Below are 16,021 nucleotides of genomic sequence, written 5' to 3'. Positions count from 1 at the left end.
AACTACCTCAGGACAATCGATCGACCGAGTGTAGAGGTTTATGTGGGCAGTTTCTCGAGGATCTTCCAGCACATGATGCCGAAAATGCCCAAGGTGCCGATCCACATCATCAGCACCCCGGCGTTGCGCTCGCGCAGGCTGAAGCCGATGGTCAGCAGCATCAGGAACAGAAATACCGGAACGAACAACGAGAGAAAGGGCGACATGCGACAGAATCCTTCTGCGGGGTAACTGGATAGCCACTATGCATCCAGCATAGCGGCTGCGCCGAGGGTGGCCATTGACCCTCGGCAGGTTGCCTTCAAGGCAGTTCGCGGGTGCGGTAGAACGCGCTCAGAACCTTGACCAGGTGAGCCAGGTCATGGCTGCCGCACAGCTCGCGGATCGAGTGCATGGCAAAGGTCGGCAAGCCGATGTCGACCGTGCGCACACCCAGGTGGCTGGCGGTGATCGGGCCAATGGTCGAACCACAACCCATGTCGCTGCGCACGACAAAGCTCTGCACTGGTACTTCTTCAGCCATGCACAGGTGGCGGAAGAACCCGGCGGTTTCGCTGTTGGTGGCGTAGCGCTGATTGTTGTTGACCTTGATCACCGGCCCGGCATTGAGCTTGGGCCCATGATTACCGTCGTGCTTGTCGGCATAGTTGGGGTGCACGCCGTGGGCGTTGTCGGCCGAGATCATCAGCGAACGCTGGATCACGCGAACGTACTCGTCGCCATCCGGCAGCAGGCGCTGCAGGGTTTGTTCGAGCATTGGGCCGTCGGCGCCGCAGGCCGAGCTGGACCCGACTTCTTCATGGTCGGTGCAGACCAGCACGCAGGTCTCGTCGCTGTCGGTTGCCAGCATCGCCTGCAGGCCGGCATAGCACGACAGCAGGTTGTCGAGGCGGGCGCCGGCGATGAAGTCACCATTGAGGCCGATCAGGGCCGCGTCCTGGGTGTCGTAGAAGCTCAGCTCGTAGTCGAGCACGACGTCGGCATTCAGTTCGTGTTCGCGGGCCAACTGCTCGGTGAGCACAGCGCGGAAATCGACCCGCTCGTCACCGGCCACCTGGGCGATGATTGGCGGCAGTTCGAGCTGGGCATTGATCGGCCAGCCTTCGTTGGCGGTGCGATTGAGATGGATCGCCAGGTTGGGGATCACCGCGATCGGCAGCTTGAAGTCGACCAACTGGCTTTCGACCTTGCCATCACGGCGGAAGGTCACCCGCCCGGCCAGCGACAGGTCGCGGTCGAACCACGGCGCCAGCAGCGCGCCGCCGTAGACTTCGACGCCCAGCTGCAAAAAGCCGTGGCGCTGCAGTTCAGGCTGCGGCTTGACTCGCAGGCACGGGCTGTCGGTGTGCGCGCCAACCATGCGGATACCGCTCAGCAGCGGTGATAGCGAACCGAGCTTGATCGCGATCAGCGACGAGTCGTTGCGGGTCAGGTAGTAACGCCCGCCAGGCACGGTGGCCCAGCTGTCACGCTCGTCGAGGCGCTGAAATCCAGCGGCTTCGAGGCGCTGGACCAGGCTTGCCGTGGCGTGGAAGGGCGTCGGGGAGGCCTTGAGGAATTCGATCAGGCCCTGGTTCAAAACATCGCGCATAGTTCACTCCAGACAGCAATGGCGCGAGTTTAACGCAGTTCTGCGACGTTTTGTGTCGGCGCACAGCGACTTCAGAACGGAGCCGGGCACTCGAACTTCAAGCGCTCACCGCTGACCGGATGGGTAAAGCTGAGCATGCTCGCGTGCAAGCATAGCCGCTCATGGGCGGCCAGCGCCTCCGGGTTGGCGTACAGCCGGTCGCCGAGCAGCGGATGGCCGATCGACAGCATGTGCACGCGCAGTTGATGCGAGCGGCCGGTGATCGGCGTCAGCTCGACCCGGCAATAGTCGCCACAGCGCTCGACGATGCGCCAGAAGGTCAGTGCATGCTTGCCTTGCTCATGGTCGACCACATGCCGCGGTTTGGTCGGCGGGTCATAGCGCAGTGGCAGGTCGATGCTGCCGCTGTCCAACGCCGGCTGGCCCCAGCACAGTGCGGTGTAGGCCTTTTCGGTTTCGCGATCATGAAACTGGCGCGACAGTTCTCGATGACTGTCGGCATCCCGAGCGAGCAGGATGATCCCCGAGGTTTCCCAATCGAGGCGATGCACGATCAGCGCTTCCGGGTAGCCGTTTTCCTGCAGGCGGGTGATCAGGCAGTCCTTGTTGTCGTCGGCGCGGCCCGGCACCGAAAGCAGCAGGGTCGGCTTGTTGATGACCAGGACAGCGTCGTCCTGATGAAGGATGTGCACGTTCGACAGGGGCATTGTTGCGTCTTCTCTGGAAAAACTGACAAAAGCGGCCCTGAACCGCAAAACAGCCACGGGCGGCACCAGATGTTCTGGTTGCGTCAGTGGCTGCTTCGCGGTCCAGGGCCGCTCCTGCAGGTGTGCCTGCAGCGTTGATTAACGCTCGGGCAGGGTGATGTTCAGCTCGAGGATCGAGCAGCTGCCTTGGTTCTCCAGGGCAACCACCACGTCATCGTTGCCGATATTGACGTACTTGCGGATCACCTCGACCAGCTCTTTCTGCAGCGCCGGCAGGTAGTCCGGCGTGGTGCGCTGACCGCGCTCGTGCGCCACGATGATCTGTAGACGCTCTTTCGCTACCGACGCACTGCTCTGTTTCTGTCTGCCACGAAAGAAGTCAAAAAGGTTCATGGTTTACTTGCCTCCAAACAGGCGCGCGAAGAATCCTTGCTTCGGCATTTCGATGAACCGCAACGGAAGGTTTTTCCCGAGCAGGCGGTCGATGGTGTCGCTGTAGGCCTGGCCTGCATCGCTCTGATCGTCGAGGATGACCGGCACGCCTTGGTTCGAGGCTTTGAGTACGGCTTCGGACTCCGGAATCACGCCGATCAGATCTACCGAAAGGATGTCCTTGACGTCGTCGACCCCGAGCATCTCGCCTTTGCTTACGCGCTCTGGGTGGTAGCGGGTGATCAGCAAGTGTTCCTTGATCGGGTCTTCATTACGCTCGGCGCGGCGCGACTTGCTCGCCAGCAGACCGAGCATACGATCCGAGTCACGTACCGAAGACACTTCCGGGTTGGTCACAATGATCGCTTCGTCAGCGAAGTACATGGCCAGGTGGGCGCCCTTTTCGATACCGGCAGGGGAGTCGCAGACCACATATTCGAAGTCTTTCTTCAAGTCCATCAGGACCTTCTCGACGCCTTCCTGAGTCAGCGCGTCCTTGTCGCGGGTCTGGCTGGCAGCCAGCACGAACAGGTTCTCAAGGCGCTTGTCCTTGATCAGTGCTTGCTGCAGGTTGGCTTCGCCATTGACCACGTTGACGAAGTCATACACCACGCGACGCTCGCAGCCCATGATCAGGTCGAGGTTACGCAGGCCGACGTCGAAGTCGACGATGACAGTCTTGTGCCCGCGCAGGGCCAGGCCGGTACCGATGGCGGCGCTGGTGGTGGTCTTGCCCACACCCCCTTTGCCGGAAGTAACCACGAGAATCTTGGCCAAGGTGTTTCACCCCTAAATAAAATAGTCGGGACAGCAGTCCCTGAAAAAGCACAAAACGGCAACGATGAAAAAGTTGCTCTAAAAATGCCGCAAGTATCCGTTAAAGCCGGGTGATGTTCAACACATCGCCAGACAGGCTGACCTGTACCCCCGAACCCCATAGTGGGTCGCGGCGCAGGTCTTCGCAGACCCGGTACTGACCGGCAATCGAGACCAGCTCTGCGGTCATCTGCTGGCAGAAGATGCGCGCCTTGGTGTTGCCCTTGATCCCCGCCAGGGCCCGACCACGCATTGCGCCGTAGACATGGATGTTGCCATCGGCAAGAAGTTCCGCACCCGGGCTGACCGATGTGGTCACCACCAGGTCACCGCCCTGGGCGTAGATCTGCTGGCCACCGCGCACCGGCGTGGTGATGATCCGGGTCGGCCGCACTTCCGGCTCGGCGGGTACCACGGGCGCCGGTTCTGGCTCGGGCTTCTTGACTTCCGGCTCAGGCTCCAATGGCCGCTCGCGGGCACCGGACGGCGGCAGCACGGGCAGGTCGATGGCAATCGCCGCAGCGATGTCTTCGATACGGTTGGCGCGGATCGCCAAAGTGCGCAGGCCATGGTGGCGGCAGATGCGCATCAGCCCGGGCAAATCTATGGCGCCTTCGCCGGCCGGCAGTTTGTCCAGCGCCAGCACCAGTGGTGTATTGCTGAAGAAATTCGGTGCCAGGGCGACTTTTGCCGCCAGCTGGCGGTCCAGCGATTCAAGGTCGTTGCGCGCCAGTTCCAGAACGGTAATGGCAAGCATGCTGCCCTTGAGCTGGAACGCGGGGGCGTGTTCGGGGGTGTGGTTTGGGCTCATGGTCTGCATAGACGGCTTGTAACGGAAAAAGTGCCCTGACTTATAACGAGAACGCGGGTTGCCCGCAACCGGCGGCGATCCGTTGTAGAATGCGCGGCCTTTGTCTTTCCGGAAGCTTGAATGGAACGCCCGCGTTTTCGTCGTTATTTTCTCCACCCGCGATTCTGGGGCCTGTGGTTGGGCCTGGGGCTGCTGTGGCTGACTGTGCAACTACCGTATCGGGCACTGCTGGCGCTCGGCCGTGCGCTTGGCGCGGTGATGTATCGCTTTGCCGGCGAGCGTCGGCGCATCGCTGCGCGCAACCTCGAGCTGTGCTTCCCTGAGCTTTCCGCCGACCAACGGCTGCGGTTGCTCAAAGAAAACTTCGCCTCCACCGGCATCGCCTTCTTCGAAATGGCCATGAGCTGGTGGTGGCCAAAGGCCCGGCTGGCGCAGCTTGCGCATATCGAAGGCATCGAGCACCTGCAGGCCGCCCAGCGCGATGGCCAGGGCGCGATTCTGATGGCGGTGCACTTCACCACCCTGGAAATCGGCGCCGCACTGCTCGGCCAGGTGCACACCATCGACGGCATGTACCGCGAGCATGGCAATCCGCTGTTCGACTTCATCCAGCGCAGTGGCCGCGAGCGGCATAACCTCGATTCGCTGGCGATCGAGCGCGAGGACGTGCGCGGCATGCTCAAGCTGCTGCGCAGCGGCCGCGCGATCTGGTACGCACCGGATCAGGACTACGGCGCCAAGCAGAGTGTGTTCGTGCCGCTGTTCGGTATCCCGGCGGCAACGGTTACCGCCACCACCAAGTTTGCCCGTCTGGGCAAGGCGCGGGTGATTCCGTTCACTCAGCGCCGGCTTGAGGATGGCAGCGGTTACCGTTTGGTTGTGCATCCACCGCTGCAGGACTTCCCGGGCGAGACCGAGGAGGCCGACTGCCTGCGCATCAACCAGTGGGTCGAGAGCGTGCTGCGTGAATGCCCGGAGCAGTACCTGTGGGCGCATCGCCGCTTCAAGTCCCGCCCTGAAGGCGCGCCACGGCTGTACGACAAGAAGCAGCGCTGACGCCAGCGCATCCAGGGAGGATCACATGACTGCAACCACGGGCCTGATTCTCTCTGGCGGCGGTGCCCGCGCGGCTTATCAGGTGGGGGTGCTGGCAGGTATTGCCGAGTTGCTCCCGCCTGGCGCTGCCAACCCGTTCCCGGTGATCGTCGGCACCTCGGCCGGGGCCATCAATGCGGTGACGCTGGCCAGCGGTGCCACTCGTTTTGCCGAATCGGTGCAGCGCCTGACCGCCTTCTGGCAGAACTTCAGCAGCCATCTGGTGCTGCGCAGCGACTGGCCCGGGGTGATTCGCCAGGCCAGTCGCTTCGTCAGCCACAGCTTGCTGGGTGTTGGCGGCGACGTGCCGGTGGCGTTGCTCGATAGCAGCCCGCTGCGTGGCCTGTTGCAAGCGCACCTGCATCTGGACGGCATTGGCGAGGCGCTGGCCAGCGAGCAATTGCGGGCCGTGGCCGTCACCGCCTTTGGCTACGACTCGGGCCAGGCAGTGACCTTCTATCAAGGCGGCGAGACCATTCAGCCATGGCTGCGCCATCGGCGTATTGGTGTGCCAACCGCGCTCAGCATCGAGCACTTGCTGGCCAGCTCGGCGATCCCCTTGCTGTTTGCCCCGGTCAAGCTTGGCGACGAATACTTTGGCGATGGTGCGGTGCGCCAGTCGGCGCCGATCAGCCCAGCGTTGCACCTGGGCGCAAGCCGGGTGCTGGTGGTCGGCGTCAGCGGCAACCCGCAACGACCGGCGCCGCCGTTGCCCAGCCAGCGTCTGTTCAGCGGTCGCCAGCCAAGCCTGGCGCAGATCGGCGGGCACATGCTCAACAGCACCTTCATCGACAGCCTGGAAGACGACATTGAGCTACTGCAACGGCTCAATCACCTCAGCCACCTGCTGCCGGCGCATTTGAATGCGCGGGCGCTGGGCCTGGCACCGATCGAGGTACTGGTGGTTGCGCCGAGCCAGCCGCTGGATGAAATCGCCGCGCGTCATCGACGCCAGCTGCCGGCGGCCTTGCGCATGTTCCTGCGTGGGCCGGGGGCGACTCGTACCAGTGGGGCAGGGGTGTTGAGCTATTTGCTGTTCGAGGCGAGTTATTGCAGCGAGCTGATCGAGCTTGGCCGGCGCGATGCCCTGGCCAAGCGTGGGGCGCTGAGTCGTTTTCTCGGCTTGTGAGTTTTGGGGCCGCAAAGCGGCCCCAAATATGCTGATTACTCGGCGATCTGCAGTTTGCGCGCCTGGGTGTAGACGTAGCGCACCTTCTCGTATTCGAACGGCGAATTCAGCTGGCCATAACGGAAGGCAGTGGTGTAGCGCTTGTCCACAGCCCGTAGGAACAGAATCTCCGGGTGATCGCTGGTGAAATTGGCCATGTCCAGGTAGTTGATCGACTGTTCGCCGGCGTAGTCCACCACCACCCCGGTGGTGTCGCGCAGGTTCGATGGGCCGAGGATCGGCAGCATGATGTACGGCCCGTCGGGTACACCATAGAAGCCCAGGGTCTGGCCGAAGTCTTCACTCTGGCGCGGCAGGCCCATCTTGGTCGCCGGGTCCCAAAGGCCGCCGACACCGATGATGGTGTTGAACATCAGCCTTGCAGTGATCTTCGCCGACCGCTCGGCCTTGAGCTGCAACACGCTGTTGAACAGGTTAGGCACATCGCCAAGGTTGCTGAAGAAGTTGCTCACCCCGGTACGCACGAAGCGCGGCGTGATCGCGGTATAACCGTCGACGGCAGGCAGCAGCACCCACTGATCGAAGCGATAGTTGAAGTGGTAGATGCGCCGGTTCACCGACTCCAGCGGATCGTAGACATTCAGCGCGGTCAGGGTCGAGCGTTCGAACTCACGCTGGTCCAGCCCAGGGTTGAATTTGAGCGAGCGCAACGGGTCGAGAAAGCCATCGCTTTGCTCGACCGGCGCATCGGCCACGTTGGCATCGATCACGCTGGTACGCGGCGCGATCTCCTCGGCCTGGGCATACCCGGCGGCGAGCAAAGCGGTGACGAGCAGCAGTCGTTTAACCACGGAAGAACTCCAGCATGGCGTCGCTGTTGACGCGGTAATTGAGGTTGCCGCAATGGCCGCCGTGCGGGTACAGGGTCAGCCGATCGCCAAATACTTTACGCAGAAAACCGATATCCCCAGGGCCGAGGATCAGGTCGTCGGCATTGTGCATGACGGCAATCTTCGGGCTTTTGCTCAGGTAGCCTTCAAGGGCGTACAGGCTGGCTTGATCGACCAGTTGCAGCACGCTGCCACCGTCGGTGCGCACGCGCCACATCGGGATCACCTGCTCGGTCAGGTAGCACTCGAAGTCGCACTGCAGGGCGCGCTTGAACGCCGGGGTCAAGCTGGTGCCTTCGGTGATCGGCTGCTTTGGCGGGGTAATCAGGCCGCGGCGGTTGATCAGGTCGGAGGTAAAGGCAATGTCGGCCGCCGAGAAGCGGAACGAAGTGCCGATCAGCATCGCCATTTGCTCGTTGGACAGGTGCTCGCGCGAGCGCTGGAAGTCATACAGCAGCGCGTCGTTGAGGTCGATGTAGCCCTTGTCCTGGAAGTAACGGGTGAGCTTTTCCAGCATCAGTTCGTAGAACGTGGTGCTGCGGTCGATGCCCTTGACCTGGGTCTGCACCAGCTTGTCGAGGTTGCTCACCGAGGTGTAGAGGTTGACCGGCGGGTTGAGCAGCAGCACGCGCTTGAAGTTGAAGCTGCGCCGGGTTTCGTCCAGATGGCTGACAAACGCCGCATCGAGGGCGCCGAGGCTGTAGCCGGTGAGGTAAAAGTCCTTGATCGGCAGGCGCGGGTGCTGCGCGCGCACCGCCTGCATGACCCGGTACAGGTCCTCGGCATCTTCTTTGGTCACGCCGGGGGTGGCGAAGCGCGAGGCGGCGCTCATGAAGTCCCAACTGGTCGGCGACGACAGCTGCACGACATGGAAGCCAGCCTGGTAGTAGAGCTTTTTCAGGTATTCGTTGGTCGAGCTGCTGTAGGGCGCGCCGGTGCCGGCAATGATGAAGATCAGCGGCGCTTCGTGGTCCTGACGGGCAATGCGGTACTTGAGCTTTTTTACCGGCCAGAAGTTGTCCGGCAGGGTGAACTCACGCTCCGGACGCAGGGTGAGGCTGTAGTCGGCCTGGGTGATGTCATCATCACTGGGCAGCGTTGGCCGCAGTTCAGGCGGGGTGGTGGCAATCGTCGCCTCGAACGGGTTGGTCAAGGGAAAGCCATAGCTGGCGGCGTCGATATCCCGCGCCGAGGCGGCCGCAGCCATAAGCAAGCCACCCAGAAGGGCAGCGAGGCGCAGTGATCGAAGCATTGAATCCCCCAGAATATTCGGCAAGGCATGACGGTACGCAGGCTCTGACCACGGCCCAGCAGGCAAAGTTGCCGGGTGTATGGCCATTTGTTATGCCAGTTTTTACCGCGCCAGTGAATAGTGCGGTAACAATCGCTCTGTGCAACATAGCGGCTGCCGGGAAATCTTGCCTTGCACAGATGTCGCCAGTGATTATGCTGGCGTTTGTTTACATTTGCCCGGAGATCTTCATGCCTCGTTCATTGCCCGTCATCGTCCTGCTGCTGTGTCTGCCGTTGTGGCTGGCGGCCAGCTATGGCGTGCGCTACGGGCTGATGGAGGACGGCCAGTGGGTTGGCCTGTGCGGCGTGCCTGCGCAATATTGGCAATGCCAGGTGCGCTCGCTGCTGGGCCTGGCGATCCATTTTCAGCTGATTGCCTGGCTGGCTGTGGCCCTGAGCGTGCTCGCGCAACTGCTCAAGGGCCGCGCCGGCTGGTATCTGGCCGCAGTCGGCTTGCTGTTCGGGCTCAGCGCGCTGGTGCTGTATACCGCCAGTATCGCCGTGTTCGCGGTGGTCCTGGCCGGCTTGCGCCTGGTGCGTCAGGCACAAGTCGCCAGGCTGGCATGAAGGTCAGCGCTTACGCAAACTGCGCCACAACGCGCCGACCATCAGTACGCTGACTACTGCCCAGGCCCAGGCTTGCTGGTTGGCCAGCCCTTCACGGTACAGCTGTGGCAGCACCCCGGCGCCGATGATGAATGCCAGCAAGGCCGCCTCGGCCCGACGCGCCACGACTGGTCGCAGCAAGTACACCAGCGCCGGCAACAGCAACGAGGCAGTCGGGAAGCTGCGATAGCGCGGCTCGAAGACCATCGCCAGCATGCTCACTGCAGCGGCGAAACCCGCCGCCAGCAGCAGCCAGCCGGCGCGCGCTTCAAACCAGGCAAACAGCCGCTCACGCCAACCCTGGCGCTGCGCCAAGGCCAGCAGGGCGTGGGCCAGCACCAGCAGGTTCAGGCCTGCCAGCAACACTGCCCACAGCCATTCGCCGGCAAAGCGTGCGTTGGTCCGCATCAATTCGCCCCATAGGCCAAGGCTGGCAGCACCAATCGCTGCAAGCAACGGCAGCAGCAGTGCGGCCCGGGCATTGACCGGGCGCCCGGCAAACAGCAGTGCCGCCAGCAGCAACAGCGCACTCGCCGCCAACCACTGTGGCCACAGAGCCAGGTTGCTGACCGGCCCTTCGAGAATGCCTTTATCCTGCCGGTCGGCGTCGTACAACCCCCAGTAACCGCCCACCGCACCTTCGCTGGCACGCTTCCAGGGCTGGTCGAAGGCTTCGATCAGGTTGTAGCTCCAGTCGTTCTGCTCTGCCATCCCTACAAAACCCCGAATGAAGCGTGCCTCGTTGACCCGGCTGGGCAGCGCGGTTTCACGCTGGCGGCCTTCGCTGGGCCAGCCGGTCTCGCCGATCATGATCTGCTTGGGCGCAAAACGGGCGCCGAATACCTGGCGCACCTCGGCGACATGGGCCAATGCCTGGTCGATGCTGCGTGGGTCATCTTCCCAGTACGGCAGCAGGTGAATGGTCAGGAAGTCTACTGCCGGCGCGATCTGTGGATGCTGCAGCCAGAATTCCCAGACATCGGCGTAGGTCACTGGCACCGTGACCTGGGCCTTGACCCGCTTGATCAGCTCGGCCAGGCGCTCGCCGGTGACTTCCTTGCGCAGCAGGGTCTCGTTGCCGACGATCACTGCACTGACCACATCGGGGTTGGCATTGGCGGCGGCAATAAGCAATGCGACTTCCTTGTCACTGTCGACCGGATTGGCATTCACCCAAGCGCCGAGCATGACTTTCAGGCCATGCTTGCGCGCCAGCGCCGGGATCGCCTCAAGACCGGTCATCGAATAAGTGCGGATGCACTGAAAACGTTCGGCCAGCAGGGCCAGGTCGGCGTCCATCCGCGCCGGGCGCAGGCGAAACGGCTGGTCGAACGGCGATTGGTCCTTGTCGAACGGGGTGTACGAGGCGCACTGCAGTTTATGCGTCGGGCTGGCGGCGTCGGGCAGCAGCACCGGCTTGCCCAGCCCATACCAGAGCGCGCCCAGCCCGGCGAGGGCGAGCAGGCAGGCGAATACAAAGAGTGGCAGCAGATTGCGGGCGGAGCGGGGCATCGGGCGGTCCATCGTCAGGCGCAAAGCGCTAGATGATAGCCGCAAATCGCCGGCGCCAACGCATTGGCATGCAAGGATCGCGCAGGCCAATGTCGGCCGATGGCGCTAATGGCCAAGTGCTGTCGCATCTGGTTAAGGTAGAGGTCGCGGCTGGAGCAGGTCGCGCTTTGTTGCAGGTTGATGATGCTATCTCCGAGACCTGACGAGGGGATGCATTGATGAACATGCGACGTATGCTGGGGGTGGGGTCCGCCCTGTTGTTGGCCATGAGCGCTGGGCAGGCCATGGCTAAAGAAGTAAGCATCGGTTATGTCGATGGCTGGGCCGACAGTGTTGCGACCACCAACGTCGCCGCCGAGGTTATCAAGGAAAAGCTCGGCTATGACGTCAAGCTGCAGGCGGTAGCAGCCGGGATCATGTGGCAAGGGGTTGCCACCGGCAAACTCGATGCGATCCTCTCGGCCTGGCTGCCGGTGACCCATGGTGAATACTGGGCCAAGAACAAAGACAAGGTGGTCGACTTCGGGCCTAACTTCAAAGACGCCAAGATCGGCTTGATCGTGCCTGAGTACGTCAAGGCCAACAGCATCGCAGACCTCAAGACCGACACCAGCTTCAAACAGAAGATCGTCGGCATCGACGCAGGTTCGGGCGTGATGATCAAGACCGAGCAGGCGATCAAGGATTACGACCTGACCGGTTACAAGCTGCAGGCCAGTTCCGGCGCCGGCATGACCGCCGAACTGGGCCGCGCCGAGAAAAAGCAGGAGTCGATTGCTGTTACCGGTTGGGTGCCGCACTGGATGTTCGCCAAGTGGAAGTTGAAGTTCCTCGAAGACCCGAAAGGCGTGTTTGGCGCGGCTGAAACCGTCAACAGCATCGGCAGCAAGGACCTGGAGAAAAAGGCCCCGGAAGTTGCAGCGTTCCTGAAGAAGTTCCAGTGGCAGTCCAAGGATGAGATCGGCGAAGTCATGCTGGCCATTCAGGATGGCGCCAAGCCAGAACAAGCGGCCAAGGATTGGGTCGCCAAACACCCTGAGCGCGTGGCGGAGTGGACTGCCAAGTAACGCGTTGAACGAGCCATAGCAGCATCGCCGCCCAAGGTTGAGTCGTCACCTTGGGCGCGCTGTTTTCAGCTGAAAAAGCGCTGCGCTGCCTGAGGTTTGTTACCAAAACCGCAAAACACTCTTGCATCTAAGACTAAGGTCGTCTGGTTGGCGTCCAACAGCAGCATAAAGTTACAGGTGGGTTATCCATAATCTGTGCTGCTAGGACAAAAACAATGAACGACAGCATTTACCTCTCGATACAGAACAGTCCGCGCTTCAAGGAACTGGTCAGCAAACGCGAGCGATTCGCCTGGATTCTTTCGGCAATCATGCTCGGCCTCTATTGCGGATTCATCTTGCTCATCGCCTATGGCCCGCACCTGCTCGGCGCCAAGATCAGCCCAGAGTCGTCCATCACCTGGGGCATCCCCCTGGGCGTCGGCCTGATCCTTTCAGCCTTTGTGCTGACCGCCATCTATGTGCGTCGCGCCAACGGCGAGTTCGACGAACTGAACAAGGCAATTCTGGCGGAGGCCAAGCAATGATGCGACCTACCAAAACTTTGGCCATATTGGCCTGCGGTGTCTTCGCACCCGCTGTGTGGGCGGCTGACGCGCTCACTGGCGAGGTGCAGAAACAGCCCCTGAACATGGCTGCCATTCTGATGTTCCTGGCCTTTGTGTTGTTCACCCTGGGGATTACCTACTGGGCTTCGAAGCGCAACAAGTCAGCCTCGGACTACTACGCAGCCGGCGGCAAGATCACCGGTTTCCAGAACGGCCTGGCGATTGCCGGTGACTACATGTCTGCGGCGTCCTTTCTGGGTATTTCTGCGCTGGTGTTCACCTCCGGTTACGACGGCCTGATCTACTCGATCGGCTTCCTGGTCGGCTGGCCGATCATTCTGTTCCTGATCGCCGAGCGCCTGCGTAACCTGGGCAAGTACACCTTTGCCGACGTGGCGTCCTATCGCCTCGGGCAAAAACAGATCCGCACCCTGTCGGCCTCCGGTTCGCTGGTGGTGGTAGCGTTCTACCTGATCGCGCAGATGGTCGGTGCCGGCAAGCTGATCGAGCTGCTGTTCGGCCTGGACTACCACGTTGCGGTGATTCTGGTCGGCATCCTGATGTGCATGTACGTGCTGTTCGGCGGCATGCTGGCGACCACCTGGGTGCAGATCATCAAGGCCGTGCTGCTGCTGTCCGGTGCCAGCTTCATGGCGCTGATGGTGATGAAACACGTCAACTTCGACTTCAACACGCTGTTCTCCGAAGCGATCAAGGTACACGCCAAGGGTGAAGCGATCATGAGCCCGGGTGGCCTGGTCAAAGACCCGATTTCGGCGTTCTCGCTGGGCCTGGCACTGATGTTCGGTACCGCCGGCCTGCCGCACATCCTGATGCGCTTCTTCACCGTCAGCGATGCCAAGGAAGCGCGCAAGAGCGTGCTGTACGCCACCGGCTTCATTGGTTACTTCTACATCCTGACCTTCATCATCGGCTTCGGCGCGATCCTGTTGGTCAGCACCAACCCGGACTTCAAGGACGCCGCCGGCGCACTGCTGGGTGGCAACAACATGGCTGCGGTGCACCTGGCTGACGCTGTGGGTGGCAGTATCTTCCTCGGCTTCATCTCGGCAGTCGCTTTCGCCACCATCCTGGCAGTGGTTGCCGGCCTGACCCTGGCCGGTGCCTCGGCGGTGTCGCATGACCTGTATGCCAGCGTCTGGCGCAAAGGCAAGGCCAACGACAAGGATGAGATCCGGGTGTCGAAGATCACCACGATCTTCCTCGGCGTGCTGGCGATCGGGCTGGGCATTCTGTTCGAGAAGCAGAACATTGCCTTCATGGTTGGCCTGGCGTTCTCCATTGCCGCCAGCTGTAACTTCCCGGTACTCCTGCTCTCGATGTACTGGAAGAAGCTGACCACCCGCGGCGCGATGATTGGCGGCTGGCTGGGCCTGATCAGTGCCGTTGGCCTGATGATCCTTGGCCCGACCATCTGGGTGCAGATCCTCGGTCATGAAAAGGCCATCTACCCGTACGAATACCCAGCACTGTTCTCGATGCTGATTGCCTTCGTCGGAATCTGGTTCTTCTCGGTCACCGACAAGTCCAAGGAAGCGGTCAACGAGCGTGCGCTGTTCTTCCCACAGTTCGTCCGTTCGCAAACCGGCCTGGGCGCCAGTGGTGCGGTTTCTCACTAACCGCTTGACCCAATAAAAAACGCCCCGCATTGCGGGGCGTTTTTTATTGTGCGGCTGGCAGGTCAAGCTGCCAGCGCCGGGTCATATCATGCCAAGCAGCAACAGCACCAACAGAACCACCAGGACCGCACCAATGATGCCGGACGGGCCATAGCCCCAGCTGCGCGAGTGAGGGAAGACTGGCAAGCCGCCAACCAGCAGCAGAATCAGGATGATGATGAGGATCGTGGTCATGGGCAGAATCCTTGCGTGTTTTCGTGGGGGAAGGGGCCGGGCAATCCTGGCCGCTTACATTTCCGACCGCGGCTGTTACAAGAAAATTCAATTGATTATCTGCCTCGTCGGCATGTTCGCTCATTCAGCATTTCGATAGCGCACCAGGCCCTGGCCGGCGTTGGCTAGACTCGCGCTATTGCCCACCAAACAAGGCCTGCAGCATGCACAAGCGAATGATGATTACCGGCGCCGGGTCTGGCCTCGGCCGTGAAATTGCCCTGCGTTGGGCGCGCGAGGGTTGGCGCCTGGCGCTGGCCGATGTCAACGAGGCCGGTCTGCGCGAGACTCTTGAGCTGGTGCAGGCGGCTGGTGGCGAAGGTTTTGTGCAACGTTGTGACGTGCGCGACTACAGCCAGCTGACGGCGCTGGCCCAGGCCTGCGAGGAACGCTTTGCCGGCATCGACATGATCGTCAACAATGCCGGGGTTGCTTCAGGCGGGTTTTTTGCCGAGTTGTCGCTGGAGGACTGGGACTGGCAACTGGCGGTCAACCTGATGGGCGTGGTCAAAGGCTGCAAGGCGTTTTTGCCATTGCTCGAGCGCAGCCAGGGACGAATCGTCAACATCGCCTCGATGGCAGCATTGATGCAGGGGCCGGGCATGAGCAACTACAACGTGGCCAAGGCTGGGGTGTTGGCGTTGTCGGAGAGCCTGCTGGTCGAGCTGCGTCAGGTGCAGGTAGCGGTGCATGTGGTGTGCCCGTCGTTCTTCCAGACCAACCTGCTGGATTCTTTCCGCGGGCCGGACCCAGTGATGAAAGCTCAGGTGAGCAAGTTGCTCGAAGGCTCGCCAATCAGTGCTGCCGAAATTGCCGACTACATGCATGAGCGGATTGCTGCTGATGAGTTTTTGATCCTGCCGCATGAGGCGGGGCGTGCTGCCTGGAAACTCAAGTGCCAGACGCCGGAATTGTTGTATGCCGAGATGGCGGGGATGGCGGTGAAGATGCGGGCCAAGGCGCGGCAGTAGTCGGCGAGTGAGGTATGCTCGGCAGCTTTGAATCTGCACGGGCGTGGGCTGTGGTCAATTACTTCTGGTTCTTTCTTGCGGCGTTGTTCGAGATTGGCGGGTGCTATGCGTTTTACCTGTGGCTGCGGTTGGGCAAGAGTGCCTGGTGGGTGGTGCCGGCGCTGGTCAGCCTGAGTGTTTTTGGGTTGATATTGACCCGGGTCGAGGCCGCCTACGCGGGACGGGCTTATGCGGCTTATGGCGGGATCTATATTGTTTCTTCGCTGCTTTGGCTGGCACTGGTTGAGCGGGTTCGGCCGTTGGGCAGCGATTGGCTTGGGGCGCTGTTGTGTCTGGTTGGGGCCACGATTATTGTGTTTGGGCCGCGGTTGCAGCAGGGGTGATGGGGCTTATCCGGTTGTGGGCTTATCCATTTGATTTGTATGCAGTTCTGGCCCCTTTCGCCCTTACGGCGAGTCACTTTTTTGGCAGACGCCCCAAAAAAGTAACCAAAAAAGGGCTTGGCTCCACATCCGGCCCCTTCGCTGCGCTGCGGGGTTCCCTCGCTTCGGTCTTGCTCCCGGGAGGACCGCGCTGTACGGCCCCTCCTGGGCCGCAGCGCTTGCCGGCCATCCATGGCCGTCACCTCCCTCCGCAAAAC

General features: G+C 61.6%; 18 protein-coding genes. 8 read left to right on the top strand and 10 right to left on the bottom strand.

The features are described from left to right. Nucleotides 1–38: 38 nt before the first annotated feature. The 6 genes from IDM28_RS03690 to minC all read right to left on the bottom strand — a co-directional run bounded on the left by IDM28_RS03690 (nucleotide 39) and on the right by minC (nucleotide 4,366). The gene (locus IDM28_RS03690) at nucleotides 39–206 is read right to left on the bottom strand and encodes a hypothetical protein (protein WP_178080787.1); all 168 of its coding nucleotides are present in this window, start codon (nucleotides 204–206) and stop codon (nucleotides 39–41) included. 95 nt (nucleotides 207–301) lie between these two features. Further along, nucleotides 302–1,591 (bottom strand): M18 family aminopeptidase, encoded by a 1,290-nt coding sequence (locus IDM28_RS03685; protein ID WP_101321690.1) that lies wholly within the window; start codon nucleotides 1,589–1,591, stop codon nucleotides 302–304. 71 nt (nucleotides 1,592–1,662) lie between these two features. Further along, a complete protein-coding gene (locus IDM28_RS03680) occupies nucleotides 1,663–2,298 on the bottom strand; it encodes an RluA family pseudouridine synthase (protein WP_101321689.1) in 636 nt (211 codons plus the stop codon). Nucleotides 2,299–2,436: 138 nt separating this feature from the next. After that, nucleotides 2,437–2,691 (bottom strand): cell division topological specificity factor MinE, encoded by a 255-nt coding sequence (gene minE, locus IDM28_RS03675; RefSeq protein WP_101321688.1) that lies wholly within the window; start codon nucleotides 2,689–2,691, stop codon nucleotides 2,437–2,439. A gap of 3 nt (nucleotides 2,692–2,694) precedes the next feature. After that, entirely contained in the window at nucleotides 2,695–3,507 is an 813-nt protein-coding gene (gene minD / locus IDM28_RS03670) for a septum site-determining protein MinD (RefSeq protein WP_101321687.1), read from the bottom strand. A 100-nt stretch (nucleotides 3,508–3,607) separates the two neighbouring features. Continuing rightward, the gene (gene minC / locus IDM28_RS03665) at nucleotides 3,608–4,366 is read right to left on the bottom strand and encodes a septum site-determining protein MinC (protein ID WP_150572547.1); all 759 of its coding nucleotides are present in this window, start codon (nucleotides 4,364–4,366) and stop codon (nucleotides 3,608–3,610) included. A 111-nt stretch (nucleotides 4,367–4,477) separates the two neighbouring features. Between minC and IDM28_RS03660 the strand changes: the two genes are divergently transcribed. Further along, a complete protein-coding gene (locus IDM28_RS03660) occupies nucleotides 4,478–5,413 on the top strand; it encodes a lipid A biosynthesis lauroyl acyltransferase (protein ID WP_101321685.1) in 936 nt (311 codons plus the stop codon). A 25-nt stretch (nucleotides 5,414–5,438) separates the two neighbouring features. Beyond that, nucleotides 5,439–6,581, top strand: a complete 1,143-nt coding sequence (locus IDM28_RS03655) for a patatin-like phospholipase family protein (RefSeq protein WP_101321684.1) — start codon at nucleotides 5,439–5,441, stop codon at nucleotides 6,579–6,581. Between the two features lie 35 nt (nucleotides 6,582–6,616). Here IDM28_RS03655 and IDM28_RS03650 read toward each other — a convergent pair whose 3' ends face one another. Both IDM28_RS03650 and IDM28_RS03645 read right to left on the bottom strand, forming a co-directional pair. Beyond that, entirely contained in the window at nucleotides 6,617–7,432 is an 816-nt protein-coding gene (locus IDM28_RS03650; RefSeq protein WP_101321683.1) for a VacJ family lipoprotein, read from the bottom strand. Beyond that, nucleotides 7,425–8,723, bottom strand: coding sequence for a serine/threonine protein kinase (locus tag IDM28_RS03645; RefSeq protein WP_188035383.1), 1,299 nt, complete (start codon nucleotides 8,721–8,723; stop codon nucleotides 7,425–7,427). The genes IDM28_RS03650 and IDM28_RS03645 overlap by 8 nt, the downstream gene beginning before the upstream one ends. A gap of 230 nt (nucleotides 8,724–8,953) precedes the next feature. Here IDM28_RS03645 and IDM28_RS03640 point away from each other — a divergent pair, with 230 nt between their 5' ends. Next, nucleotides 8,954–9,331 carry a hypothetical protein gene (locus IDM28_RS03640; protein WP_103438834.1) on the top strand — a complete coding sequence of 126 codons (378 nt, stop codon included), beginning with the start codon at nucleotides 8,954–8,956 and terminating at the stop codon, nucleotides 9,329–9,331. Between the two features lie 3 nt (nucleotides 9,332–9,334). Here the strand turns inward: IDM28_RS03640 and IDM28_RS03635 are convergent, their stop codons facing one another. Next, nucleotides 9,335–10,894, bottom strand: coding sequence for a beta (1-6) glucans synthase (locus tag IDM28_RS03635; RefSeq protein ID WP_188035382.1), 1,560 nt, complete (start codon nucleotides 10,892–10,894; stop codon nucleotides 9,335–9,337). A gap of 206 nt (nucleotides 10,895–11,100) precedes the next feature. Between IDM28_RS03635 and IDM28_RS03630 the strand changes: the two genes are divergently transcribed. From IDM28_RS03630 to IDM28_RS03620, 3 genes are all read left to right on the top strand, one after another. Further along, nucleotides 11,101–11,949, top strand: a complete 849-nt coding sequence (locus IDM28_RS03630) for a glycine betaine ABC transporter substrate-binding protein (RefSeq protein ID WP_150572549.1) — start codon at nucleotides 11,101–11,103, stop codon at nucleotides 11,947–11,949. Nucleotides 11,950–12,164: 215 nt separating this feature from the next. Beyond that, nucleotides 12,165–12,476 carry a DUF485 domain-containing protein gene (locus tag IDM28_RS03625; protein ID WP_101321679.1) on the top strand — a complete coding sequence of 104 codons (312 nt, stop codon included), beginning with the start codon at nucleotides 12,165–12,167 and terminating at the stop codon, nucleotides 12,474–12,476. After that, a complete protein-coding gene (locus IDM28_RS03620) occupies nucleotides 12,473–14,137 on the top strand; it encodes a cation acetate symporter (RefSeq protein WP_101321678.1) in 1,665 nt (554 codons plus the stop codon). The genes IDM28_RS03625 and IDM28_RS03620 overlap by 4 nt, the downstream gene beginning before the upstream one ends. 81 nt (nucleotides 14,138–14,218) lie before the next feature. On the opposite strand, the gene IDM28_RS03615 is transcribed toward IDM28_RS03620, so the two are convergent. Continuing rightward, entirely contained in the window at nucleotides 14,219–14,377 is a 159-nt protein-coding gene (locus tag IDM28_RS03615; protein WP_178080836.1) for a DUF3309 family protein, read from the bottom strand. 197 nt (nucleotides 14,378–14,574) lie between these two features. Between IDM28_RS03615 and IDM28_RS03610 the strand changes: the two genes are divergently transcribed. Together IDM28_RS03610 and IDM28_RS03605 are read left to right on the top strand one after the other, a co-directional pair. Beyond that, nucleotides 14,575–15,381 (top strand): SDR family oxidoreductase, encoded by an 807-nt coding sequence (locus tag IDM28_RS03610; RefSeq protein ID WP_188035381.1) that lies wholly within the window; start codon nucleotides 14,575–14,577, stop codon nucleotides 15,379–15,381. Between the two features lie 50 nt (nucleotides 15,382–15,431). Further along, a complete protein-coding gene (locus IDM28_RS03605) occupies nucleotides 15,432–15,764 on the top strand; it encodes a YnfA family protein (protein ID WP_188035424.1) in 333 nt (110 codons plus the stop codon). The last annotated feature ends 257 nt before the right edge of the window (nucleotides 15,765–16,021 follow it).

This window comes from Pseudomonas sp. EZ-C24 (genome assembly GCF_014525325.1).
GTDB lineage: Bacteria > Pseudomonadota > Gammaproteobacteria > Pseudomonadales > Pseudomonadaceae > Aquipseudomonas > Aquipseudomonas shirazensis.
This window is presented reverse-complemented; position numbering and strand designations above follow the sequence as displayed.